We start from the raw sequence: 24,566 nt of genomic DNA, 5'->3' as shown, positions 1-24,566 counted from the left end.
TTTCAAGCGTCAACTTTGCCGTCAACCTTCTATGTTTTGTGAGGTTGACAGGTTGACATTTTACATTTTTTAGAAGGTTGACAAAACAGGCCAAAGTTGACGTTGAAAACGAAGGAAGGTTGACATTTTAATTTCTGATAAATCCGCCTTTCACTTTTCCATAAGGGCCGAATCTAAAAGCGTTTGTTTGCTTTTCCCATCCTTCCATTTTTCCGATTACATCATTTATAGCTATTGAATCCGTACGCTTCATGTTGCGGATCTCGCCCTGCAAACATTCAACCCAAATTTCTACTGCACAAATCCGATCACGTTCTTCTGTGACAACTTCCGGATTTCCGAACTCGCCACCCCAATACGCTTTCCTTGTGCTAACATCTTTTTTCTGCCAGTCTAAAGGTACTTTACGCTCAACAAATTCACGTATCAGACTTTCACGTGGATCCTGTTCTGAATGACTCTCCTGTTGACGTTGCGCTTCTTCTAACAATTCGCCAGTTAATATCAGCGACTCGCCCAGCCGCCAATACATCACGGCCTCAGCCCATAACTGATCCACTTCACTACTTAAATGTTGGAACACACTTTTCACGTTATGCTGCACACCAACATCAACTGGCCAAAAACGGCGGCCTCCGGTTGCATCTTTTAAATAGTCACTTCGGTTACTGGTACCAAAGAACACGCAACACCTTGGATGCTTTTCTGTTTTCGCTGCATAAGCAGCACGATAATGGTCAAATGTTCGACTTAGGAAGCCCTTAATCGTATTTAAATCTGAACGATTATAGGCACCCATTTCACCAATCTCAACTATCCACGTGCCTTGTAGCAATTCAGCAGCCTCTTTCCCTTCAAAAGTTTCGACACTATTCGTAAACCAGGCTTTCCCCATCATCTGTATTAACGTGGTTTTACCTAAACCTTGAGCCCCTGTTAATACAGGCATTGTGTCATATTTACAGCCTGGAACCATTGCCCTTGATACTGCAGCAACAAATGATTTACGTGTAACAGCACGCACATAAGGTGTATCTGCTGCACCAAGATATTCAATAAATAGTGTCTCTAATCGTTTCACACCATCCCAGGTAACATTGTTTAAGTATTCTGTAACAGGATTAAACCGGTTACGTGCAGCACACTGATTTAATGCAGGCTTAATCTTGTCTTTCGATTGAAAACCTAGCACTTTTTCTAAATAGATTGCTAGGCCAAAATCATCATTTTCACCCCATTGAAAAGAACCTTGTTCCTGATCACGAGGCGCCCAGGGCATCGGTGCAAAACCGACAATGGCATTTGCAAATTCATCTAACCGGATCCGGCCACGTAAATTTGTATCACCTTCTAAAGTAATTAGCACATTTTCACTTGTTCGCTGTGGCTGGCCATTAGCAGGATTCAATTTTAATTTGTGAATCCAACTCACTTCATCCCCTGTCGTTGCTACATTCCCCGGTTGGCCAAAGTCTGCAACTGCACGTTCATAACGTTCCTGGTTCATCACGGCTGCCACACCAGCATCGTTTAAAGCGAATGAACTCATTTGCATGAATGAAGGTAATTTATTTACCGGTGTATCTGCCTTTGCTTCATCATCTAAATCCCCGTATTTATGCAACCGCACTAAATCAAAAGCATTTACTAGTTTCCCACTACAAGGATCAGTTGCATGGTGCGAGTAAAGAAATAACCCATCTTCATAAATAACAGCACCACCAACGGTTGATCCTTCAATAAACGTATAACGGCCACTACCATCATCTGTTGGCGTATAGACACCAGGTAAAAATGTATCAATGGCCGCGTGTATATCGTATTGGCGACAAAAGGCCCCAATCACTCCTCGTTTATCTAACGGATTCCCTTGCTTGGCTGCTAAACGAACATGTGCTTGCCCTGCTCCTGGTACCTCCGGCCATTCCTGAATGTTGCGCCAATCACCGTACATAGCCAACACACCGTCAGCGTCTAAAAACGGTTTATCGCCAAACTGAAATACATACTGACTATCAGCTGAACAACTCGGCCAATACATCAGCCTTGAAGCTTCAAATGTTGTAGGATCCGCGAAAGAAATCCCGATAATTGATGCCATTTTACGCGCTAAGGGCTCGTATTCATCTGCTGTAACGGTCCGGTTAAAAGGAACAAGCACACGTAAACGCGGCTTGCTCTCATGATGTTTACGTGTGCTATACGTTACATAAGCGCACCCTAGACCTTCCAACCTTCTCAGTACATCTTGAGTACCACTGGACGGGATGTTGTCCAAATCGAGTGTTAAAATGTCACGGCTTAATACGTTTGTGGCTTTACGTCTGTTATTTAATAATTCACCAGCAACAAAGCCCCCGACGTCTTTAAGTTCGTCCTGTTGCGACTTAGGCATTTTCAGATATTCTTCTAATGCTTCTGTGCCTCTGATTGGTGTACGTAACCGTTCAACTAATTCAGACCAATATAATTTTTGAGCAGGCCATACAGTCGCTTTCCTGCTCCCAGCTGCCGATATTGTTATTTGTCGATTATGTTGCATAGCAGCTTTCATCCTTCCTTATGCCAGGGCCTTTTCAAGCTTTACCACTCTATAAGATTCTTCTAAGAAAGGAATTTCAAAGAGTAAGTACCGATCCAGGGCGTAAAATATCATTTTCCCTTTTGAATGCTCCGGATGTTTTTTAGACCAATATCGCAATTCTAGCCCATCACTTGTTTCAACTAATTCATGGTCAAACTGTTTTAATTTCTTTAAAAAAGCATCAAGAATAAACACATTTACAACAGATCCATTTGAAAGTTTTCGAGGTTTTACTTTCTTGGTGTCAAACTGAGCAATTGTATTTTGAAGCTTGACCAATTGATTTTCTAATTTCCATTCTTTATCACGGTCAATGTTTTGCGCTCTTAATTTACTTTTAATGCTTTGCGCCTCAGATCGTAATTTTTTAACAATAGAATTAAAATGATCCTCATAGGACATACTTTTACCCTCCTAATCTTTCATGTAATAAGCCGAAATAAAGCCATCGGCATTTAACGGCAATCCTGGCGCCCAGGCTATAGGATGGCCCATAATGGCCGCCACTTTATCCAAATCAGCTAAATGCACTGGTACATCAAGCACAACCTCGTCATGAATGTGCATCACGGTTTCATAACCTGAAATTTCTAAACGTTTTAATGTTTCGGCCAAACAATCACGAGCAACGGCTTGGACAATGTTCTCGGTTAATTTACCCCCATAAGTAGAAACCTTGCTCCACTTTTTAGTTGTTTGATCCATGCCCCAATAATGGATAGCTTCTTTACCGAAATCATTTTCAGCAAGAAAAGGTTTTGCGTAGTACAATTTGCGGCCACTTGGTAGTGTGACAGTTAAGAAATCTAATCCGTTTTGAATATCGCTTTCCCTAGCGAATAGTAAGCCTTTAACGCCCACTGGTTGCCCTGTTCGTAATACTGCAAGCGCCGCATTTTCTAATGAGTACCATAAATCTACGATTCTTTTATTTGAAGACCGCCAGCGCCTTACAATGTCCGGTAACTCGTCTTCTGATAAGCCGTTATTTAAGGCTCCCATTTGTATAAGCGCACCGGATCCCCCTTGATACCCTAAAGCAAGTTCGGCCACTTTCCCTTTTTGTCGTAACTCGTATTCTGGATTACCCTTTTTAATCAGTTCAAGTGGAACGCCAAACATCTGTGAGGCTGAGGCCTCGTAAATCTTCCCGTGTGTATTGAACACGTCTAAGCGCCATTGTTCACCCGCTAGCCAGGCAATGACACGCGCCTCAATAGCACTAAAATCTGAAATTAACAAAGTATTACCCTTACTTGGTATAAATGCTGTTCGTACAAGCTGAGACAAAGTATCAGGTACATTCCCATAAATGAATTTAAGTGTTTCAACCTTTTTGGTACTTACTAAATCCCTAGCAAGTCCCAATGTATCAAGGTAATTTCGAGGTAGGTTTTGCACTTGTACTAATCGCCCGGCCCATCTTCCTGTCCGGTTCGCACCATAGTGTTGTAAAAGGCCCCTTACTCGTCCATCTTCACCCACAGCTTCCATCATTGCTTGGTATTTCTTTACGCTTGTTTTTGAAAGTTCTTGCCGGATTTCTAAAACTCGTTTTACCTCACCGGTTGACTCATTTATTAAATTAGAAACCGTTTCTTTTTGAAGATTTTCAACCTGAATTCCCTTACTTTCAAGCCACACAGTAAGTTGCTGAGTACTATTAGGATTCGCAAGTTTTGTGATATTTGAGGCTTCAATTGTTAGTACTGCAGTAGTTAAGGCGTCAACATGTAAAGCACCTTCTACTAGCTCTTGGTCAATCTTTACACCTCTTAAATTTATTCGCTGATCTAGCTCCCAAAGCTGCTGTTCAGCTTGCGGTACTGGAAAACGATATAGCCGCCTTGCAATTTCTTTCTCAACTTCAACGTCTTGCACGCAATAATCCTTAAAAAGCAACCATTTTTCAGGCTCATGATGAGGTAACGTGCGAGTACGACCACCATTCTTCTTGTTCGGCTTTGTCGGTGTGCAAAATAGTTTAATAAGAGCTGTACCTGCAGTCATTTTCCTTTTATCTTGAGGTAAACCTAGCGCAACAGCTGTTGGCCCAAGACCGGTTGTAAATCCACAATATAAGCCGTGAAACATCGTACAGCGCCATTGTTCTAAAGGAGTCTTAAAAAATTTACTTAATGAATACCATTCAAAGGCCGCGTTATAAGCGTGCTTTGTTACATAAGGATCAGCCAAAGCTTGAATAATGTTTTGAGGTATCATTTCGCCCTGTGCTAAATCAATAATCTGTGTAGGTTGACCGTTCACTGAGTACGCAAAAAGCAATATTTGAAAATCGGGGGATTGCACATATTTGTACAATCCCGCCTTTTTAATATCAACGCTACTAAAAGTCTCAATGTCGATATTTAATGATTGAATCATAGTCCATAAACGCCACCGATTGGTGCGCCAGTAATTGGATCAAACTGTTGTTGCTGTGGTGCAGGTTGTTGCTGTTGTTGGCCATATCCTTGCTGAGGCATAGGATGCTGTTGACCATATCCTTGTTGCATTGGCGGTTGTTGTTGTTGGTATTGTGGATATTGGCCATAACCAGGTTGAGCTGGTGGTTGTTGTGAGTATTGTGGTTGGTTAAAAGGCAATTGAGCCGGATCCACTTGTACACCTGGCGCTCCTCCTAGACCTTGCCCGAAATCATCAGCTGCAGCTGGTGCCGATGCTCCTAAAGGCTCTCCATCACGTGTTTTTTGAACGTTTGTACTTAGGTAACAGCCAACACCCTTTTTACCTGCTTGTGCATAAGGTGCGAAATTGATTGCTACACGTGCATACATTCCTGAATAAACTTCTGTTGGATCAATAACAGGATTAAGGTTAATATCAACAATCTTAGGAGGCTGATCGGCTCCTGATGAAGTGGATAAAACCCAATGACCCTTGCATTCATCGCCAAACGGCATACCGTCAGAAGGCTTAACACCGTCCCCATCATGTAAAGGAATAGCGACCATTGGAGGAATAACACCGTTCCAAACTTTTGTTTTACCAATTTGTTTTGCTGCTTCAATTGCCGCATTTATGCGCTGTACTGTAGCAAAATCAGATTTTGGAATAAGTAAAGTGGTGCTGAATTTCATAGCCCCACTTTGAGTTTCGCGAGGGCGTAATAAATTCACATAGCTTAAACGTACTTCACCTGTAACAACACGAGTTGGATTTTGATTAGTCATAATTTCATTTCTCCTTTTTGAATGGTTTAGTTAAAATCGCTTGCGGCATCTGGAGCATTGAAGATCTGCTTTCGTTTATCTCCTATTGGTGCAAGCGTTGGTTTTCCTGCGGATTTTTGAACAAGTCCAGGTTCTTCTAGCAAACTTCTAAATTGTTCAGTTTTTAATACTTTTTCAATCTGTGAAACAGTCAATGGTACACGATCATAAAGCAAAGCTTCATCAATTCCGTTCTCTTTTAAGTGAGCAAATGCGGAATCTAAATCAGTAAAGGATCTTGAACCTCGGCCAGCAACAGCTTTCCATCCTGCTATTTCTGTGCCTTTTAAGCTTTCTGTTAAGGCATAATCTTTTAAAGCTTTGACCCATGACTCAATATGCTGTGCTTTTTCTAAAACTTGGCCAACTTCCTCATTGCTTAACAATGGCGGTTTCATTTGTTTAAAATCGTCTAATGCTGCGTATTGGTCTGCCCTTGCTCGGCATTGTGCTTTAGCTCTGCAGAATTTACAGTGTTCACCTGGCACAAACTCCCCTACACCTTCAAAAGCTTGTTGAGCAATCGGTTTTATTTCCTCTCCCCATGCCAGTAATTCATCAGCTGTAAAATCAAATTCTGAAATACTATTTAAACGAGGTTGGATAATTGCCAATTTAATAGATTTAATTGGATACAAAAAGCTATATTCAATCAAAGCACCTAATGCATAAAGCTTCATTTGAGGATTGTTTTCGGCACTCACTGAAACACCTTTACCGTATTTAAAATCAGTTACGTAAAGCGTGTCACTACTAATAATTAAGCAGTCTACTGTACCAAAGCCCTCAGGCGCATAAGCGCTATAATCAATCCTTTTTTCTACTGCTACATAAGGCGTTGATTTCATGCCGATTGTAAGGCCCTGCAAGTATTCCAGGTATGTGTCTGTATGTTTCAACATTTCTTCCTGGAACAATTCGTGTTTTTTCATCTTGTTCAAACGAGTGTTAAACGTGCGTTGACTCATAGGCTCGGTATAGTATTTACGAAGCTTTAATTCCGCTATTTCGTGTGCAAGTGTACCTTCTTCGGCATAAGTAGACGTTGAATCAGGAAACTGTTCTTCTAAACGGACACTAGGTGTACAATTCAACCAACGAGAGGATGCAGAGGCCGAAAGTAGCGCGTGCGCCCTCTCAGCGTGCTTAATTTCCTTCGTCATATGTTTGCACCTAGCTCACGTAATTTTGTTGCAAAAGCGCCATACTGCTCTTGCGGTAAAGTTGTTAAAGCTTGTACACCAAATGTCGCTAGAAGTTGCATTAATTGTTCTCGTTTTCCTGCGTCCATAAGTTGAGTTGCAGCTACAGCTAATTGATCCATTGAATAAGATGTTTGCGAAGTTGGCACAGTTTGTTGAGGCATTGGCTGTTGTTGCTGAACAGGTGGTTGAGCCATAGGTTGTTGCCCTTGTACCTGGTGCATTGGTTGCTGTACTGGCGTAGAAGTTGGAACAGCTGCAGGTTGTTGAATTTGTTCAGGCATTGGCTGATGTTGGTGGTGTTGCGGAACTGATTGAGGTTCGCTAACAACCGACGCAACATTAACAACGTTTCCTTGTAGTGCAGAAGCTAAGTTATTCAGGGCGTTTTCAAGACCTGGTGCTTGGATATTCAATGTAAAATTCATATAAGTTTACCTCTTTTCGTGTTATAGTGTTGATATTGGTGTATTACTTGTGAGCCTATATCCGGTGCAACGGTATGGGCTCATTTTATTTTGCAAGGAGCATTTCACCCTTTAGATGCTCTGTAAGGTAATCATCTAAATTACTTTCTAAGACAACTGATTCACCGAAAATATAATAAATATCCCCTTTTTGAATTTCAGTACCGTACATATCTTCGCTTGGATAATCTTCAACTGTTTTCAAACAATCCACCTACCAATGCTTATTAAGATTTTTATAATGATTGAATAGTCCTTTTTTCTTAGAGAGTCTACTTTTGATCGAATAGTGTGTTCTGTCCTTCCAATTGCAAATGAAATCATTCTAGTGTGGTCCACCTCGTAAAACTTACAAATGTATTCAAGTTCCGATTCACTAAAAGGTTTACCATGAGAAAAATGAAACTCTGGATGGTACTGCATACGTCCATATTTGTCATAAGTAATATCATCCTTAACATTCATTAGACTCAACCCCTACCGAATTAATTTAATTGCACGTTCAATAGTCTCAATCACGTTTGGGTTTTTAGCACTTGAAGCCATCTTTTGTAAAGATGAAATTACATCTTCTTTTTCACTGTTTGGTAAATATTTTTGTAGAATGATTTGGTTACCATCGATATAAATTTCTACTGGATCCTTTTCCTCGATTCCTAAAGTACGTCTTAGCTCTTTTGGTAAAACAATGCGACCAAGTTCGTCTACCTTACGTACAATACCTGTTGATTTCATTTGATTTCCTCCTACCATTTAATAGTTAGACCTAAATCTGAAAGATGCCTACTAGCTTTGTAGCCATTCTCTAGTAGTACCGATTGAAAAATGGATACAATTTGTTTGTCTGTATTGTGGTAATATGTGTACTCACAAAGACCTTTTTCAGCTTGCGTTTCAATCCCTTTAATAAGTTTTTTAAATTCATCGCTTTCCAATGCATTTGCCTTCAATTTACTAAAATTACTTCCAGAAACTTTTTTCATTTCATCTGCAGATTGAAGTTTCATCCTTTTTTCACCTCTTTTTTAAACTGATATTGATAATTCTTGAATATCAACGAAGCATACGTATTTATCACGCTTATTGCCGACATCAATATAAATGCCTTTTGATGTGATACGTGTTATTACGCCATGCCAACAGCCGCCACTATAACCTTTAGAGTTCCAGCTACAACGTACACGATTGCCAACGAAAATTTTGTCATTACCAGTGCTTTGGACATAAAACTCTCCTGTGTATTTATTCATCCTCTTTCACCTCCTCTCAATGCCTGGTAAACTTTCTTTGCATATGCAACTTGTTGTTTAATGTATGGATCCGTTTCTTTTCCACCACTTGCTAGCCAATCACCTATTCGCTGTTTAACATCTGATAGAACGTTTAAAGGTAACTCGCAAGCAATTTGGTGTAACTCATACAGTGGCGTAACACTTGTTAAGGCTTCACCGACTAATGCAACTGGTACTGGTTTAATGTTCATTTGTTTTCACCTTCTTCCTCATCTTCTACTAGAATTTTTGCATCTGCCCATTCAGCCCCACATCCAACACACACTCGATCACCATCGATCAAAGTTGAACCAAAACAGGAATCACAATATTTACATTCATAGTGAGCCATCCGCCAATCTCGCCTCCTTTCGCGTACAAAACGCGGATTATTTTACCTGCAACATGAATATTAATTATTTTGTAGCTTGCCAGCCGTAATCTTCGAGCAGCCAATCGCAAAATTCTTGCTCTGTCATTTACCTTCACCTCTCAATCGCTTATTTAAAGCAACCCGTTTTTCCTCATCCGACATCGCTAACCATTGTTTGTTGGTTGTGTTCATTCGGTTTAACCTCCGAAAAGCTTATCCACAGTAGTATCGAACATTTCGGCAAGCTTGAATGCTTCGGACAATGTAAACTCTTTTTCGCCAGTCTCCTTTCGACTATAAGTGACACTGTGAATATTTAGTTTTTTGGCAACATCTACTTGTTTTAATTTGTTTTCTTTACGTGCAACATACAATTTGTAATACATATAACTCACTCCAATCGAAAGGTTTAGTTGTCCTTCATATAAATCACCTCCTTCATGAAATCATCCGTCGTTCCTTTTTAGGAACGTTAGGTTCAAAAAAATAGGCGATGGGTACGCCGAGTTCAACATGCATCAATTTTGCTTCTTCTAATGTAAAATCTCCACCAAATCCATTGAGTTTTTTTGATATTGTATTTGGCTTCATTTCTAACAAAACTGCAACATCTTTATGTTTTATTTCATTTTCAACTAAAAATGCTTTTATCTTGTTGTAAGGTTGTCTATTTCTTGTATCCAAATTCTTTCACCTCCCAACGTTCCATTTTAGGAACAACTCAAATATAATTCATATTTTTTGCCATGTCAACATAAATAGTTCCTTAAGTGGAATTATTTTTTGATTAATTGTTGCAATAATGGAACTTATATTATAAAATATTCCCATAAGAGGAATAGTGATAGGAGAGAATAGCGTATGAACACGTTCGGTGAACGGTTAAAAGAATTAAGAGGTAAACAAAGTCTTGAAGAATTAGCAAATAAACTTAATACCCTATACGATACTAATATAAGTAAAAGTATGCTTTCTCGTTATGAAAATGGGACAGATCCAAAAATGGAATACGTAAGAATTATAGCTGATTACTTCAAAGTGTCATCCGATTACTTATTGGGAATAAATGATGATAAAGTTATTTCCTTTAATCCAAAACTAACTGAAAAAGATGAACAATCTATACAAGTAGAACTTCAAAAAATGCTTGAAGGGTTATCTAAAATGGGGCATGCATCTTTTGATGGGAGAACTTTAGATGAATTAAGTGAGGAAGAATTAGAAGATAGAGAGTTATTAATATCCAGCTTAGAAAATTCATTAAGACTAGCTAAACGTGTAGCAAAACAGAAATTCACACCTAAAAAGTACCGTTAATAGGAGTGTTGCGTGTGTCGTCAATTAAGTCAATCGTTAATCAATTAGTAAAAAAATATGGCACCAATGATCCATTTAAAATTGCTAAATATATGGGTATTCTCATTGTGTTCGAACCATTAGGTAATGCACTAGGATATTACAGTAAGCATTTTAGAGTACCTATCATTCATATCAATCAAGATGCTGATTTAAAAACTCAAATCTTTATTTGTGGCCATGAATTAGGTCATGCAGTTCAGCACCCGGATACTAACACATCCTTTTTAAAAATACATACTCTATTCTCAACAGATAAATTAGAAATAGAGGCTAATACATTTGCTGTTGAACTGTTATTACCTGACGAATTGTTTGCAGAAAAAAACGATTCATGTTTTACCATCTTTGATGCTATTAAAGAAAATGGAGTTCCTGAAGAACTATTATCTTTAAAAAGCATAGATGGTAAAAATTTTTATAAAAAATAGAACAAACATTCTCAATTTGAGAGGGGTGATTTACTTGTAAATATAACTGAATAGGATGATTATTCGAAAGGAGATATTTATGTGGCAGTATATAAAGATGAATCTAGAGGAACATGGTATTTTATCACTAGAATAGAACAACCTGATGGTTCTAAAAAACAAGTTAAACGAAGGGGTTTTAAAACAGAAAAAATTGCATTGTTGGCTGAAGCGAAGTTAGAAGCTGAAGGCATTGTAGAAGAAGTCGTAACATTTGAATTCGTAGCAAAAGAGTATTTAAGTTGGTACCAGAAACGACGCAAAGAATCCTCTTATATTAAAATAAGCAGTATTATAGATGTACATTTAATACCGCATTTTAAACGTAAGGAATTACGGAATATTAAGCAACGTGACATTGTTAAATTCCAAGATAAGCTCATTGAAAGTAAAATGGCGGCTTCACATATTAAGAAGATCCACACAACTTTATCCGCTGTTTTTAACTTTGCTATTAAGAATGAGTACACTAAAGAAAATCCAGCTTCAATTGTTGGTAATGTTGATTTAAAAGAAAATAAACACGTGAATTTTTGGACTCTTGAAGAATTCAAATCTTTTGTATCAGTAGTGGATGATGATTTGTACTACGCATTGTTCATGACATTGTATTATAGTGGCATGCGTAAGGGTGAATTATTAGCTTTAACATGGGCTGATTTAGATTTTGATACTAACGCTATCAATGTAGATAAAACAGAATATAACCGAAAAGTAACAACAACAAAAACTGAGGCATCACGTAGAAAAATATTAATGCCTAAAAATGTTATGACTTTATTAAGTGCCATTAAATTAGAACGTAACCCAAAGTTGAACTATGTAGTATTTGGTGAGATCAATGATAGTATTTCAACAACTACTTTGGACAGACGGTTCGAGAAATATGTTGCTTTATCAGGAGTAAAGAAAATAAGAATACATGATTTTAGACATTCGCATGCTTCTTATTTGATTAACAAAGGTACAATCATTTCTGTAATCGCAGCACGTCTTGGACATAGTGATGTAGCTACCACTTTAAACACTTATAGTCACTTATATCCCACAACAGAAAAAGAAGCCGTTCTCGATATGGAAAACGACTTCAAACCTGCTCAAATTATTGAATTTAAAGCTAAATAAAAGTGAATTGTTACCACAATTGTTACCACACTTTTTTAAAGCCTTGTCATTACTATGGTTTGAGCTACTTAATGGAGACGGCGGGAGTCGAACCCGCGTCCAAAGACTCCAATACTTCAGCTTCTACGCGTGTAGTTTGTCCATTTGCGTTTCGCGTAGCATTATGCCGACAAACAGGCGTCCTGTACGCTAACCTGGAAATCTCTTGCCGGTGACTCAGGTGGCACCATCGACCGTATCCCACTAAAGTTGGGCCCTACGTACTCTACATGGGCGATAGAGAGGCAGAGCGCTTACGAGCTTACGCTGCGAAAGCTAAGTTTTGTTGTTTGCCAGTTATTATATAACTTCCGTTGATGACGGAGCCGAGACCTCCGACGCGCGACCAAAGCTTGAACCATCCCTGTCGAATCCGTAACGTCCCCTTGAATATGATGCGAGGCACGTGGCGTCGATCAAACAAAGAGCTAGAATTGCTTCTAGTACGGTTGAAGAGTAGTACTACGCTTCAATACATCTGGCATTAACAATACATATTATAAAACAAACCAAGCTGTACTTCAAGTATAGTGCCTTATTTACAGTTTGATAGGTCCCCTTTCAACGCCCAAAAAGTATAGCAAATGAAAAACACCTTTTGAAAATTATTAATCAAAAGGTGTTTTTAGATTATCGTATATCCACACGAATTGGTTCATCAAAGTAAACATATTGTAATTCTGTTTGACCGTAAAGGATAAACGAATCTAATTGAATCCCCTTATCGAATGTGATTGTTGTATACTGTTTTTCTTTATCTTTTCGAACACGGGCTGTATCCCATGCTGTTTTATTGTTCACTGTAATATGCCAGTCGTTAATCGTCGTAGCCTTTGCGTCTGAGGAAATTTCAAGACGTTGGTTGGGTAAGAGCTTTACTTCATATACTGTATCTTTATAAGTAAAGGAGTACGGTAATTGGTCCAAAGTTAGCGGATGTCGGACATTCGTCGGCAACTCAAGCTTGGCACCAGTAACAGCTATATAGCCGCCTTCTTTTACACTTGGATAGGCACTAATTGTTTCCGTATGAGCGTAACGATCATTTTGAATATTGACGTTATCTTCAGGCATCGAGCGTTGTAATTTTTGTCCATCAGCGTCAATAACGTCATATAATATTTGTGCATTATAGCCTGCATAAGCTTCTTTTTCTGCTAGCGGTAAATCAGCTGTAAACTTTTCTACTTGTTGCTCTACAAATGTTGCCATGTCCTCCGTAAATTTTGTTTCAAATTTGAAGAGAGAGTTTTGTGGTCCATGTTGCGCACGGATAAAGTTTACATCAACGCCGTCTTTTTCAAACGTGGAACGTAGCGTGACAGTCTCTGTTTGAGCTAACAATTCCTTGCGATCAATCGGTACTTCAAACGTCCACTGACCATCTACATCATAAATGTGTTGATAGTTAAAAAGAAGTTTAAATTCATCATGTGTCACATTAAATAAGGGGAACTCAAATTTAATTTCATTCATTGATTGCTCTGCAGAATAACTAGCAATTTCACTTTTCCCGTTTGGTAGTACGAGTGCTACATCTCCCACGGTTGCTTCATTGAAGAAATTTTCATCACCATTGTAGCCAGATGTAGCTAGAGTCACTGTAATGTAAGCGTCTGTGAGCTTAACGTCTTTTACTTTTATCGTAATGGGTGTAGAACTAGTTGTTGGCTCCTGCTGCATAGTCGAGAATACTAGAAATAATAATGCCGCTGTGACGAATGCGACTGCTACAAAAGTTGCTCGCCAGTCTCGCTTTTTTGTAAGTGAAGTATTTTTCTTTGGTAATTGATTCATCACTTGATTTGTAAATGAATCGTCAACATGTACCAGAGGAAACAGGTAGCTTATTAGCTGTTCTGTTTCAAGTTGTTCATCCAGTAATGCAGAGCAGGTTGCGCATGATTGAATATGCTTGTCCATTTGCATCATTTTGTTATCTTCTATTCGTCCATCTATAAAATCGTGCATTTCTTCAGTTGATAAGCAGTTCATTATTAATCTCTCCCTTCAACATAGCGTTTCTTAGCCGTTTCTTTGTTCTATGCAGTCGGTTTCGTACTTCGGATATTGGAATATTAAGTGTCTCAGCGATTTCTTCATAAGAGCAATTACTAGCATACTTTAGGACGAAAACTTGGTGCGTTTTGTGTTCCAATGTTGCAAGCCATTGCTGAAGTAACGCGTTCTGTTCTTTTTTGATTATTAATACTTCAGGTGTTTCTAATGAGGGCGTTTCCTCAAGTGGTGTTGCATCTTCCTTATGCTTTCTTTTAAAATCAATCAGTTGATTAATCGCGATACGAAAAAGCCAAGCCTTAAAAGAGCCACCTTTAAAATGAAGTAAGTTTTCATAGCATTTGATAAATGATTCTTGTGCAATATCTTTCGCCAATTCCTCGTCGTTCGTTTGATATGTTAAATAGCTGACAAGTGGCTGCTTATATGTGTCAACAATGATGCGAAAAGCTTGTTGATCCCCGGCAATGATTTTTTGTATCAGCTGCATATCCATGAGACCCCACCTCCTTACTTTAACAACGTAAAAACGTTTAAAAAATCTCAAGTAAATGGAAAATTTTTTGTTCTTTAGGTGATATTCTTTTGTTCCGCGGGTAAATCATCTTACTTCGCGGGTATTTCTCTTTATTCCGCGGATAAACCTCCTCTCTTCGCGGGTATTTCCCCTCGTTTCGCGGGTAAACCTCCTCACCCTCTCAAATACCTGCAAACATCATTGAAAAAAGCTCACCACAACAAGTGGTGAGCCTTCCTCGTAATCTACTAGTATTGATTTTTTGCTTTGAAGGTGCGTTCCATTTCACGTTTTGCTTCTTTTTTGCGCATGTCGTCGCGTTTGTCGTAGTCTTTTTTCCCTTTGCCGACGCCGATTAGTAGTTTGGCGTAGCCGTCTTTAATGTACATTTTTAAAGGGATAATGGTGTAACCGTCGCGTTTGACTGCGCCGACTAGTTCGCCGATTTGCTTTTTATGCAGGAGCAATTTACGGGCGCGTAATGGATCATGGTTGAAACGGTTCCCTTGGTCGAATGGGCTAACGTGCATATTGCTAATCCATGCTTCGCCGTTTGTAATTCGAACGTACGAGTCGCGCAATTGGACTTTGCCTGCACGAATAGCTTTAATTTCTGTGCCTGTTAGTACCATGCCCGCTTCAATTGTGTCTTCAATAAAGTAGTCATGTCCCGCTTTTTTATTTTGTGCTAATACTTTCCCAGTACCTTTTGCCATTTAGTTCACCCTCTATTCAAAGGTTGAGCAGGACTTAGCCTGCTCACGCTGGATTTTTTCATTATTTACGTTTTGTTTTTTTCTTTTTGCCTTTTTTAGCGATGCCTTCGTAAAACTTTTGTTTTTGTTTTACGCCTTTTTTCGGGCCAGGGCTTGAGCTGTCTTTGCGTCGGCCACGTGGATCGCGATCACTGTCACCGCGTTCTCTGCGTTTTGAAGAGTCGCCATGGCTTGGTTTTTCCTCGTCACGGCGACCTCTGCCACCGCCTGAACGATTGCTACGGCTGCTGCGTCCGTCTTTGTTGTCACTATAGTTTTTGCGTGCATGAATAACAGTAGGTGTGGCTTTTCTTGTTCTTCCATAAGAAGTTACCATTCCTACGATTTCAAAGTCAATTGATGACTCCTCGATAATGACGTTTGCAACTCGTACTTTGACTTCATCACCGATGCGGAATTGGCGGTTTGTACGTTCCCCAATCATCATCATTTGGCGATCATCGAAGCGATAATAATCGTCGGTCATATTGCTAATATGCACAAGTCCTTCAATCGTGTTTGGTAGCTCGATAAAGATACCGAAGTTCGTAACAGATGAAACAATACCTTCAAATTCTTCCCCGATTTTATCAGACATATATTGTGCTTTTTTCAGCGAATCTGTATCGCGTTCTGCATCAACTGCACGACGTTCACGTTCAGATGTATGGTCGGCAATTTCATCCATTGCCATTGACCACTGTGCAAGCGTTTCTTTCGACGTATCTTTATTAATTAAGTACGTGCGAATTAAACGGTGGACAACTAAGTCAGGGTAACGACGAATTGGTGATGTGAAATGGGTATAGAAATCTGTCGATAAACCGAAGTGACCAATGCTTTCTGGATAGTACTTCGCTTGTTGCATAGAGCGTAGTAACATCGTCGAAATAACTGGCTCCTCTGGCATGCCTTCAATGGCTGTTAACACATCTTGCAATGCTTTTGGATGCACCGTATTGCCTGTACCTTTAATTAAAATACCGAAGTTCGTGACGAATTCAAAGAAGCGTTGTAGTTTTTCTGGCTTTGGATCTTCGTGAATACGGTATAGGAACGGTACATTCATCCAGTGGAAATGTTCTGCTACTGTTTCGTTGGCAGCAAGCATGAAATCTTCAATTAACTTCTCTGCTACAGTGCGTTCACGCAGTTCAATATCGACTGGCCAGCCATCTTCATCGACGATTACTTTCGACTCTTTAAAGTCAAAGTCAATAGCACCACGTAACTCACGTTTGCGACGTAAAATTTTCGATAGCTCTGCCATGTTTTTAAACATCGGTACAAGCGACTCATAGCGAGCAATTAGCGCTTCATCTTGTTCTTCTAGAATTTTATAAACATCTTTGTACGTCATACGCTCTGTCGTTTTAATAACACTTTGGAAAATTTCATGTGCAATCACATTCCCATTGCCATCAATAATCATTTCACATGATAGCGTTAGTCGGTCTACTTGTGGATTTAATGAACAAATACCATTTGACAGTCGATGTGGAATCATTGGGATAACGCGGTCTGTTAAATAGACACTTGTCGCTCGGTCATATGCTTCAATATCAATTACAGAGCCTTGTGTTACATAGTAGCTGACATCTGCAATATGTACGCCAAGCTTGTAAGTACCGTCTACATTTTTTGTCACTGTTACCGCATCATCTAAATCTTTGGCATCTGCACCATCGATAGTAACGATGGTTTCATGGCGTAAATCACGACGACCTTCTAAATCGGCTGGTGAAATTTCATCTGGCACACGTTGTGCAGCAGCGATGACTTCTTCTGGAAACTCTGGTGGAATGTCATGTTTATACAGAATCGATAAAATATCGACACCTGGGTCATTTTTATGCCCTAAAATTTTTGTAATATAGCCTGTTGCTGATTTTAAATCTTCTGGCCATGTGGCAATTTCCACGACAACTTTGTGACCATCAACCGCACCTAATGTATCGCCTTTTGCGATAAAGATGTCCATTGGTAGTTTTTTATCGTCCAATACGACGAAGCCAAATCCTCTATTTGCTTGGAATGTGCCTACAAATGTTGTTTGTCCGCGTTCCACAACCTTTGTCACAGTGCCTTCACGGCGATCGCCAAAGGATTCCTTTAATACGCGAATTAGGACCGTGTCGCCATTGATGGCACCATTTACTTCGTGCGGTGGAATGAATACATCATCCATCCCTTCAATATCTGGTGTCACAAAGCCAAATCCTTTTGCATGACCGATAAATTTACCACGGAGTAAATTCATGCGCTCCGGTAAGCCATAGCGATTGGAGCGTGAGCGAACAACTAAGCCCTGCCCTTCCATTCGCACAAGCGTTTTGACAAGCTCCTTAAATTCTTCTGCATCTTCAAACCCGAATTCGTCTTCGATTTCTCCAACGGTTAACGGTTTATATTCTTCTTCACCGAAAAAATCGAGTAAACGACTTTGTAGTGAATCTTTTTTGTCTGTCATACTATTCCCTCCCTCATATAAAAAACCTTATTCATTTTTAGTGTGCCCAATTTAGCCCTTCTAAAAAACGATAAATATCTTCATGTAGTTGATCTTTTTCTTGATCTAATGTAATGACATGTTTTGAGTTTTCATACCACTTGATATACTTTTCTAGTGACTCAGTTTGATTATATATAATGTTGGCAGATTCTGTCTCTATAACCTCATCATTTGTCGCTTGTACGACAAATATAGGGGCATAAATCATATCAATTTCTTTTCGAGTCTGCGCAATAAACTCACGAAGTTCTTGTAATGATGGCATCCCTTTGTCAGCAATTAACGCCACTTCTGCATCAATTTCCGCTTCAGTTTTACCTTCAAATTTTTTATAGTCTTTTGCATATTTTAAGACGCCTTCGAACATTACGTCTGTTGTTCGCATGGTCATTGGTGCACACATTGTCACAATACCTTGTACAGGATTGTTGAGCGCTACATTTAAAGCCATCACACCGCCAAGTGATAAGCCTGCCACCGCAATTTCTTGATAGCCAGCATCTTGTAATTGTTGGTAGGCCGCTTTGACATCTTGCCACCAATCGGCTGGACCTGTTGTAATGAGTTCTTCAGGTTGCACACCGTGGCCTTTATAATGCGGCGCTAATGTAGTATACCCTTTTTTCTCTAAAAATCTACCAAGCATACGCACATCTGCCGAGCTACCTGTAAAGCCGTGTAATAATAACACAGCACGAGGGCCTGCTTGAAAGAAAAATGGCTGTGATAATGATTTATTCATTCGCAAGTTCTCCTTCACTGTAAAACATATACTCTCTATTATAGCCATATCCATGATACATTGGCTTATTTTAGTGCATATTTAGTATAATTCATACCTATTTATCTTCGTTTAACTATGTACATAATATCAACATTACGCTTTGAACTAAAAGATAAAAGAAAACGCCCAACCATTCGAGGTTAGGCGGCATATCTTCAACTATTATAGTTTTGCAATCGCAACTGCTAAAATAAAGAATAAAATGGATAATACAATTGTTGTACGGTGAAGAATTAAATCCATACCACGTGCTTTTTGCTTGCCGAATAGTTGTTCAGCTCCACCCGAGATGGCACCTGACAAGCCTGCACTTTTACTAGATTGTAATAAGACTACGACAATCAATGCTAATGATACGATAATTAAAGCTACTAATACTGCTGTATGCATACACTGCACCTCCCGAACTTTGAAACATCACAACATACTATATTATAACAAATAAAGGTTCTCATGACAAACACAGAATATAGGGTGACAGGCACCGAAACAATTCAGAATTTTATAATACTAAAAAATCTCTATGTCGCACGTCAGTGCCAGGCACTCACACAATTTTAGCACTCGCCTAAAAAAATTGCCTCTAAAAGCACATTCATGCTTTCGAGGCAATTTTCAAAAAGGAACAGCTAGTACTAGCGATTCACCTTATTTTAAGTTATAGAAAGAGTTTAAACCAAGGTATTCTGATGTTGCACCAAGTTGATCTTCGATGCGAAGAAGTTGGTTGTATTTCGCAACGCGGTCTGTACGAGATGGCGCACCTGTTTTGATTTGACCAGCATTTGTCGCAACTGCGATATCAGCGATTGTCGCATCTTCTGATTCACCAGAACGGTGAGAGATAACAGCTGTGTAACCAGCGCGTTTCGCCATTTCGATTGCTTCGAATGTTTCTGTTAATGTACCGATTTGGTTTACTTTGATTAAAATTGAGTTACCAACGCCTTGCTCAATACCAGCAGCTAATTTTTTCGTATTTGTTACGAATAAATCGTCTCCTACTAATTGAACGCGAGCGCCAATGCGATCTGTTAATAATTTATGACCAGCCCAGTCGTTTTCATCTAAGCCGTCTTCGATTGAGATGATTGGGTATTTAGCTGTTAACTGTTCATACCAGTCCACCATTTCTTCAGAAGTTTTGACAACACCTTCACCATCTAAATGGTATTTGCCGTCTTCTTTATTAAATAATTCAGAAGAAGCAACGTCCATTGCTAATTTCACTTCTTCACCAGCTTTGTAGCCAGCTTTTTCGATTGCTTCAAGGATTACAGTGATTGCTTCTTCATTCGAACCAAGGTTCGGTGCGAAACCACCTTCATCACCTACAGCTGTGTTGTAGCCTTTGTCTTTTAATACTGCTTTTAAGCTGTGGAAAATTTCAGCACCCATACGTAATGCATGACGGAAGTTTTCTGCGCCAACTGGCATTACCATGAATTCTTGGATGTCTACGTTGTTATCCGCATGAGCACCACCATTTAAGATGTTCATCATTGGTACTGGTAATTGTTTTGAGTTGAAACCGCCAAGATATTGATAAAGAGGTACATCTAAATAATCTGCTGCAGCATGTGCAACTGCCATTGATACACCTAGGATTGCGTTCGCACCTAGTTTACCTTTGTTTTCTGTGCCATCTAGCTCAATTAAAGCTTTGTCAATTACTACTTGGTCAAGAACTGAGAAATTACCTTCTAATTCTTGTGCAATAATTGTGTTTACATTTTCGACAGCTTTTAATACACCTTTGCCTAGGTAACGTGATTTGTCACCATCGCGTAATTCTACCGCTTCGTATTCACCTGTAGAGGCACCTGATGGCACGATTGCGCGACCAAAAGCACCTGATTCTGTAAATACTTCAACTTCTACTGTTGGGTTCCCACGTGAGTCTAAAACTTCGCGCGCATAAACTTGTGTAATAAATGGCATAACTAATTCTCCTCTTTTTCGATTAATGATTTCCCTGTCATTTCAATAGGTTGTGACACCTCTAATAATTCTAACATGGTTGGCGCCAAATCGGCTAAAATGCCACCATTTCTTAACATTAAATTTGGTTTTGTCACAATTACTGGAACAGGATTTGTTGTATGAGCTGTCATCGGTTCCCCTGCTAACGTAACAACCTCGTCAGAGTTACCGTGGTCAGCTGTAATAATAGCTGCACCGCCTTTTGCCAGCAGAGCATCTACTACTTTCCCAAGACATTCATCCACTGCTTCAATTGCTTTGATTGTTGGCTCTAACATGCCACTATGTCCCACCATATCGGGGTTCGCAAAGTTTAGAAGGATGCCATCAAATTTATCGGCTGCAATCTCTGCAAGCAATGCTTCTGTTACTTCATATGCACTCATTTCAGGTTTTAAATCGTATGTTGCGACCTTTGGAGAAGCAATTAAAATACGTTCTTCACCAGCGAATTTCTCCTCACGACCACCACTCATAAAGAATGTAACATGTGGATACTTTTCTGTTTCTGCAATACGAAGCTGTGTTTTCCCATTAGAGGCTAACACTTCACCAATCGTATTTTTTAAGTTGTCATTTTCATAAGCAACTTGCGCATTCACTTCATCACTATAATGAGTGAACGATACGAATTTTACATTTTGCGGGTGTTTTGCAGAGAGCGCAAACCCGTCAAATGTTGGATTTGTAAATACTTTTGATAATTGAATTGCGCGGTCAGGTCGGAAATTAAAGAAAATAACCGCGTCATTATCTGCAATTGTCGCAACGGCTTCACCATGTTCTTGCACACTAAATGGAATAACAAATTCGTCGGTTACTTCACGCTCATAGGACTCCGTCACACCGGCAATTGCGCTGTCCGCTGTTTGTCCTACACCATCCACCAACACATTATACGTCAATGCCACTCGATCCCAACGCTTGTCGCGGTCCATTGCATAATAGCGACCATGAATCGAAGCGAATTTACCAATGCCAATCGAAGCCATTTGTTTTTCAGTTTCTTCAATATAGTTGATTGCTGTCGTTGGACCTACATCACGACCATCTAAAAATGCATGAACAAATACTTCATCTACGCCTTGTTCCTTCGCTAGCTTTAACAGCGCAAACATATGCTCATAATGGCTGTGAACACCACCATCTGATAGTAAACCCATTACATGTAGCTTCGACCCATGTGCTTTCACATGCGCTACAGCATCTAAAAATGCTTGGTTTTTAAAGAAGTCTCCTTCACGAATCGACTTGTTTAAACGTGTTAAGCTTTGATAGACGATACGACCGGCACCAATATTTAAGTGCCCTACTTCAGAGTTCCCCATTTGACCATTTGGCAACCCTACTGCTTCACCTGCCGCTGTTAATGTTGCATGTGGGAACTGATTCCAAAAACGATCAAAATTTGGTTTCTTTGCTTGCGCAACTGCATTTCCGAATGTTTCATCACGAAATGCAAAACCATCTAAAATAATTAATGCTACTGGCTTTTTAGGCATTTGCTGCCGCCTCCAATAATTTTAAATATGATTCGGGTTGTAAGCTCGCACCACCGACTAACGCACCATCGATATGCTCTTTTGATAACAATTCTTCAATATTATCAGGCTTTACGCTACCACCGTATTGAATACGAACAGCCTGTGCTGTTGCGGTATCGTATAATTTTTCAACAACTGCGCGAATAGCACCACATACTTGGTTGGCATCTTCTGCCGTTGCTGTTTTACCTGTGCCGATTGCCCAGATAGGTTCATAGGCAAGTACCATATGCTCCACATCCTGTGCCGCAAAACCGGCAAGTGCTGCTGTAATTTGACCAGCTACCTTTTGCTCTGTCGTACCAGCCTCACGTTCTTGTAATGTTTCACCACAGCAAATAATTGGGACGATATTATGCGAAAGTGCTGCAGCCACCTTTTTGTTAATAGCTTCATCTGTTTCGTTATAATACTCACGTCGTTCAGAGTGGCCTAAGATGACATAGTCCACAGCAACGCTCGCAAGCTGCGCAGGGCTAATTTCGCCAGTAAACGCCCCTTCATTTTCGTAATGCATTGTTTGTGCGCCAATTGCTAATTCAGATTCACTAGCAATTTGCACAAGCGTTGGTAGGAATAGTGCCGGTGCGCAAATAACTGCATCTACGTTGTCATTTGAAGGTAGTTTATCCTGCACAGCTTCGACAAACTGTATTGCCTCTTCAAATGTTTTATACATCTTCCAGTTACCTGCAATAATTGGTTTACGCATCGTTTATGCCTCCTATCTATTATGTTTGCTAAAAAGATTACTTTGATAAACGCTATTATTTGTCGTTTAATGCCACAATGCCAGGAAGCTCTTTGCCTTCCATTAACTCAAGTGAAGCACCGCCACCTGTCGAAATGTGATCCATCTTATCAGCTACTTCGAATTTTTCGACTGCTGCGGCAGAATCTCCGCCACCGATTACCGTGTAACCAGCAGTTGTTGCCATTGCCTCTGCTACAGTTTTCGTACCATTTGCGAATGGTTGCATTTCAAATACGCCCATTGGTCCATTCCAAATGATTAACTTCGATTTTTCAATCACCTCTGCATAATGCGCAGCTGTTTTCGGTCCAATATCAAGACCCATCCAATCAGCAGGAATAGCTTCAACATCGACAATTTTTGTCTCTGCATCTTTCGAAAATTCATTTGCTACTACCGCATCAATTGGCATATGTAACTGCACGCCTTTTGCCTGTGCTTTTTCAATGAAAGATTTTGCTAGTTCAATTTTATCTTCTTCTAATAAAGATTTACCGATATCATGACCTTGCGCTTTAATGAAGGTAAATGATAGTCCCCCACCAATAATTAAATGATCGACCTTTTCAAGTAAGCTCTCAATCACACCGATTTTATCTTTCACTTTTGCGCCACCAATAATGGCTGTGAAAGGACGCTCTGGGTTTGATAATGCTTTACCTAGCACATCTAATTCCTTTTGCATAAGGAAACCTGATACAGCAGGAACATGCTTAGCAATGCCTTCTGTTGATGCATGTGCACGGTGAGCAGCACCAAATGCATCGTTCACATAAACGTCCGCAATTTTAGCAAATTGTTCCGCTAATGCAGGATCATTTTTCTCTTCACCAGCATGGAAGCGTACATTTTCAAGCAGAACGATATCGCCGTTTTGCATGTTCGCGACAGTCGCTTCTACGTTTTGACCGATGGACTCGTCTAATTTAGTAACAGGCTTGCCAATGATTTCAGCTAGGCGAATACCGACTGCTGTTAAACGCATATCTTCTTTTACTTCACCTTTAGGACGACCTAAATGAGATGCTAAAATCACCTTTGCCCCTTGTTCGACTAAATAGTCAATCGTAGGAATGGCTGCACGAATACGCGTTTCGTCTGTGATAACCCCATCTGCCATTGGTACATTAAAATCAACACGTACGAAGACGCGCTTACCTTTTACATCAATATCTTTCATTGTTTTCTTATTTAACATGAAGAAACCCCCTTCAAAGTTCGTAGTACGGACATAATAAAATGTGCTTCACCCATCTTGGCTGTTCACATTTTGAATTGGCGAATAACAGTTTTGGTAACAAGATTTTTCGAGTATGCTTGTAAAATTCCTTTGCTTATCGAATGGCAAAATGTCCAAGCAAGTGAAAGTATACCTTTACCAATTTTAATAGTAGCAAAAGTACCGTTTGATGTCTTGCATCTAACATCTCCTATATCTGTGTACGTTATAACAAGCCATGCGCTCTAAATATATTTATTAAAAAAAGGAGTAAGGGTACATCCCTTACTCCTATTACCCTTGTATATTATATCTTTTCGATATTATAAAGGCTATACTATTTTTGCGTAAAAAGCCGT

Annotated in this window: 27 protein-coding genes and 1 other RNA gene; 3 read left to right on the top strand and 25 right to left on the bottom strand. The window is 39.6% G+C overall.

The genetic code is table 11. The annotated features are described in order from the left end of the window. Window positions 1-127: 127 nt before the first annotated feature. From LS41612_RS04545 to LS41612_RS04480, 14 genes are all read right to left on the bottom strand, one after another. Window positions 128-2,542: a virulence-associated E family protein gene (locus LS41612_RS04545; RefSeq protein WP_024364771.1), complete on the bottom strand. Its 2,415-nt coding sequence runs from the start codon at window positions 2,540-2,542 to the stop codon at window positions 128-130. Between the two features lie 18 nt (window positions 2,543-2,560). Next, on the bottom strand, window positions 2,561-2,986 hold the full coding sequence (locus tag LS41612_RS04540; protein WP_024364772.1) for a hypothetical protein: 426 nt from the start codon (window positions 2,984-2,986) through the stop codon (window positions 2,561-2,563). Window positions 2,987-2,998: 12 nt separating this feature from the next. Then, the gene (locus tag LS41612_RS04535) at window positions 2,999-4,966 is read right to left on the bottom strand and encodes a DNA polymerase (protein ID WP_024364773.1); all 1,968 of its coding nucleotides are present in this window, start codon (window positions 4,964-4,966) and stop codon (window positions 2,999-3,001) included. Beyond that, a complete protein-coding gene (locus LS41612_RS04530) occupies window positions 4,966-5,778 on the bottom strand; it encodes a DUF2815 family protein (RefSeq protein WP_024364774.1) in 813 nt (270 codons plus the stop codon). Before LS41612_RS04530 ends, LS41612_RS04535 begins: the two co-directional genes overlap by 1 nt. Before the next feature lie 26 nt (window positions 5,779-5,804). Continuing rightward, the gene (locus LS41612_RS04525; protein ID WP_024364775.1) at window positions 5,805-6,980 is read right to left on the bottom strand and encodes a DUF2800 domain-containing protein; all 1,176 of its coding nucleotides are present in this window, start codon (window positions 6,978-6,980) and stop codon (window positions 5,805-5,807) included. Further along, window positions 6,977-7,447, bottom strand: coding sequence for a hypothetical protein (locus LS41612_RS04520; protein WP_024364776.1), 471 nt, complete (start codon window positions 7,445-7,447; stop codon window positions 6,977-6,979). The genes LS41612_RS04525 and LS41612_RS04520 overlap by 4 nt, the downstream gene beginning before the upstream one ends. Window positions 7,448-7,532: 85 nt before the next feature. Continuing rightward, the gene (locus LS41612_RS04515) at window positions 7,533-7,691 is read right to left on the bottom strand and encodes a YqaI family protein (protein WP_105928886.1); all 159 of its coding nucleotides are present in this window, start codon (window positions 7,689-7,691) and stop codon (window positions 7,533-7,535) included. Window positions 7,692-7,963: 272 nt separating this feature from the next. After that, window positions 7,964-8,221 carry an AbrB/MazE/SpoVT family DNA-binding domain-containing protein gene (locus LS41612_RS23745; RefSeq protein WP_024364778.1) on the bottom strand — a complete coding sequence of 86 codons (258 nt, stop codon included), beginning with the start codon at window positions 8,219-8,221 and terminating at the stop codon, window positions 7,964-7,966. 11 nt (window positions 8,222-8,232) lie between these two features. Beyond that, entirely contained in the window at window positions 8,233-8,493 is a 261-nt protein-coding gene (locus tag LS41612_RS04500; RefSeq protein ID WP_024364779.1) for a hypothetical protein, read from the bottom strand. A gap of 18 nt (window positions 8,494-8,511) precedes the next feature. Continuing rightward, entirely contained in the window at window positions 8,512-8,736 is a 225-nt protein-coding gene (locus LS41612_RS04495; protein WP_024364780.1) for a hypothetical protein, read from the bottom strand. Then, entirely contained in the window at window positions 8,733-8,969 is a 237-nt protein-coding gene (locus tag LS41612_RS04490) for a DUF6877 family protein (RefSeq protein ID WP_024364781.1), read from the bottom strand. The genes LS41612_RS04495 and LS41612_RS04490 overlap by 4 nt, the downstream gene beginning before the upstream one ends. Then, the gene (locus LS41612_RS23055) at window positions 8,966-9,109 is read right to left on the bottom strand and encodes a hypothetical protein (RefSeq protein WP_158694843.1); all 144 of its coding nucleotides are present in this window, start codon (window positions 9,107-9,109) and stop codon (window positions 8,966-8,968) included. Before LS41612_RS23055 ends, LS41612_RS04490 begins: the two co-directional genes overlap by 4 nt. Window positions 9,110-9,327: 218 nt before the next feature. Further along, entirely contained in the window at window positions 9,328-9,516 is a 189-nt protein-coding gene (locus tag LS41612_RS04485; RefSeq protein WP_024364782.1) for a helix-turn-helix transcriptional regulator, read from the bottom strand. A gap of 52 nt (window positions 9,517-9,568) precedes the next feature. Beyond that, complete coding sequence (locus LS41612_RS04480; protein ID WP_024364783.1) at window positions 9,569-9,814, bottom strand: helix-turn-helix domain-containing protein; 246 nt, start codon at window positions 9,812-9,814, stop codon at window positions 9,569-9,571. 177 nt (window positions 9,815-9,991) lie between these two features. On the opposite strand from LS41612_RS04480, the gene LS41612_RS04475 reads away from it, so the two are divergent. The 3 genes from LS41612_RS04475 (at window position 9,992) to LS41612_RS04465 (ending at window position 12,081) form a co-directional block, all read left to right on the top strand. Next, complete coding sequence (locus LS41612_RS04475) at window positions 9,992-10,447, top strand: helix-turn-helix domain-containing protein (RefSeq protein WP_024364784.1); 456 nt, start codon at window positions 9,992-9,994, stop codon at window positions 10,445-10,447. Window positions 10,448-10,461: 14 nt separating this feature from the next. After that, on the top strand, window positions 10,462-10,917 hold the full coding sequence (locus LS41612_RS04470; protein WP_024364785.1) for an ImmA/IrrE family metallo-endopeptidase: 456 nt from the start codon (window positions 10,462-10,464) through the stop codon (window positions 10,915-10,917). An 81-nt stretch (window positions 10,918-10,998) separates the two neighbouring features. Then, entirely contained in the window at window positions 10,999-12,081 is a 1,083-nt protein-coding gene (locus tag LS41612_RS04465; RefSeq protein WP_024364786.1) for a site-specific integrase, read from the top strand. Window positions 12,082-12,150: 69 nt separating this feature from the next. On the opposite strand, the gene ssrA is transcribed toward LS41612_RS04465, so the two are convergent. The 11 genes from ssrA to LS41612_RS04410 form a co-directional block, all read right to left on the bottom strand. Next, window positions 12,151-12,506: a transfer-messenger RNA gene (gene ssrA, locus LS41612_RS04460) on the bottom strand. 244 nt (window positions 12,507-12,750) lie between these two features. Next, window positions 12,751-14,115, bottom strand: a complete 1,365-nt coding sequence (locus LS41612_RS04455) for an anti-sigma factor family protein (protein WP_024363922.1) — start codon at window positions 14,113-14,115, stop codon at window positions 12,751-12,753. After that, entirely contained in the window at window positions 14,096-14,635 is a 540-nt protein-coding gene (locus LS41612_RS04450) for an RNA polymerase sigma factor (RefSeq protein ID WP_024363921.1), read from the bottom strand. Before LS41612_RS04450 ends, LS41612_RS04455 begins: the two co-directional genes overlap by 20 nt. 269 nt (window positions 14,636-14,904) lie before the next feature. Further along, entirely contained in the window at window positions 14,905-15,372 is a 468-nt protein-coding gene (smpB, locus tag LS41612_RS04445; protein WP_024363920.1) for an SsrA-binding protein SmpB, read from the bottom strand. A 61-nt stretch (window positions 15,373-15,433) separates the two neighbouring features. Then, window positions 15,434-17,881, bottom strand: a complete 2,448-nt coding sequence (rnr, locus tag LS41612_RS04440) for a ribonuclease R (RefSeq protein WP_024363919.1) — start codon at window positions 17,879-17,881, stop codon at window positions 15,434-15,436. Window positions 17,882-17,918: 37 nt separating this feature from the next. After that, complete coding sequence (locus LS41612_RS04435; RefSeq protein ID WP_024363918.1) at window positions 17,919-18,665, bottom strand: alpha/beta hydrolase; 747 nt, start codon at window positions 18,663-18,665, stop codon at window positions 17,919-17,921. 204 nt (window positions 18,666-18,869) lie between these two features. Continuing rightward, window positions 18,870-19,097: a preprotein translocase subunit SecG gene (secG, locus tag LS41612_RS04430; protein WP_024363917.1), complete on the bottom strand. Its 228-nt coding sequence runs from the start codon at window positions 19,095-19,097 to the stop codon at window positions 18,870-18,872. Between the two features lie 258 nt (window positions 19,098-19,355). Beyond that, a complete protein-coding gene (eno, locus tag LS41612_RS04425; RefSeq protein ID WP_024363916.1) occupies window positions 19,356-20,648 on the bottom strand; it encodes a phosphopyruvate hydratase in 1,293 nt (430 codons plus the stop codon). A gap of 2 nt (window positions 20,649-20,650) precedes the next feature. Beyond that, window positions 20,651-22,192, bottom strand: coding sequence for a 2,3-bisphosphoglycerate-independent phosphoglycerate mutase (gene gpmI / locus LS41612_RS04420; protein WP_024363915.1), 1,542 nt, complete (start codon window positions 22,190-22,192; stop codon window positions 20,651-20,653). Next, on the bottom strand, window positions 22,185-22,946 hold the full coding sequence (tpiA, locus tag LS41612_RS04415) for a triose-phosphate isomerase (protein WP_024363914.1): 762 nt from the start codon (window positions 22,944-22,946) through the stop codon (window positions 22,185-22,187). The genes gpmI and tpiA overlap by 8 nt, the downstream gene beginning before the upstream one ends. Before the next feature lie 55 nt (window positions 22,947-23,001). After that, window positions 23,002-24,186 carry a phosphoglycerate kinase gene (locus LS41612_RS04410; protein ID WP_024363913.1) on the bottom strand — a complete coding sequence of 395 codons (1,185 nt, stop codon included), beginning with the start codon at window positions 24,184-24,186 and terminating at the stop codon, window positions 23,002-23,004. Between the last annotated feature and the right edge of the window lie 380 nt (window positions 24,187-24,566).

This window comes from Lysinibacillus sphaericus (assembly GCF_002982115.1).
Classification (GTDB): Bacteria; Bacillota; Bacilli; order Bacillales_A; family Planococcaceae; genus Lysinibacillus; species Lysinibacillus sphaericus.
This window is presented reverse-complemented; position numbering and strand designations above follow the sequence as displayed.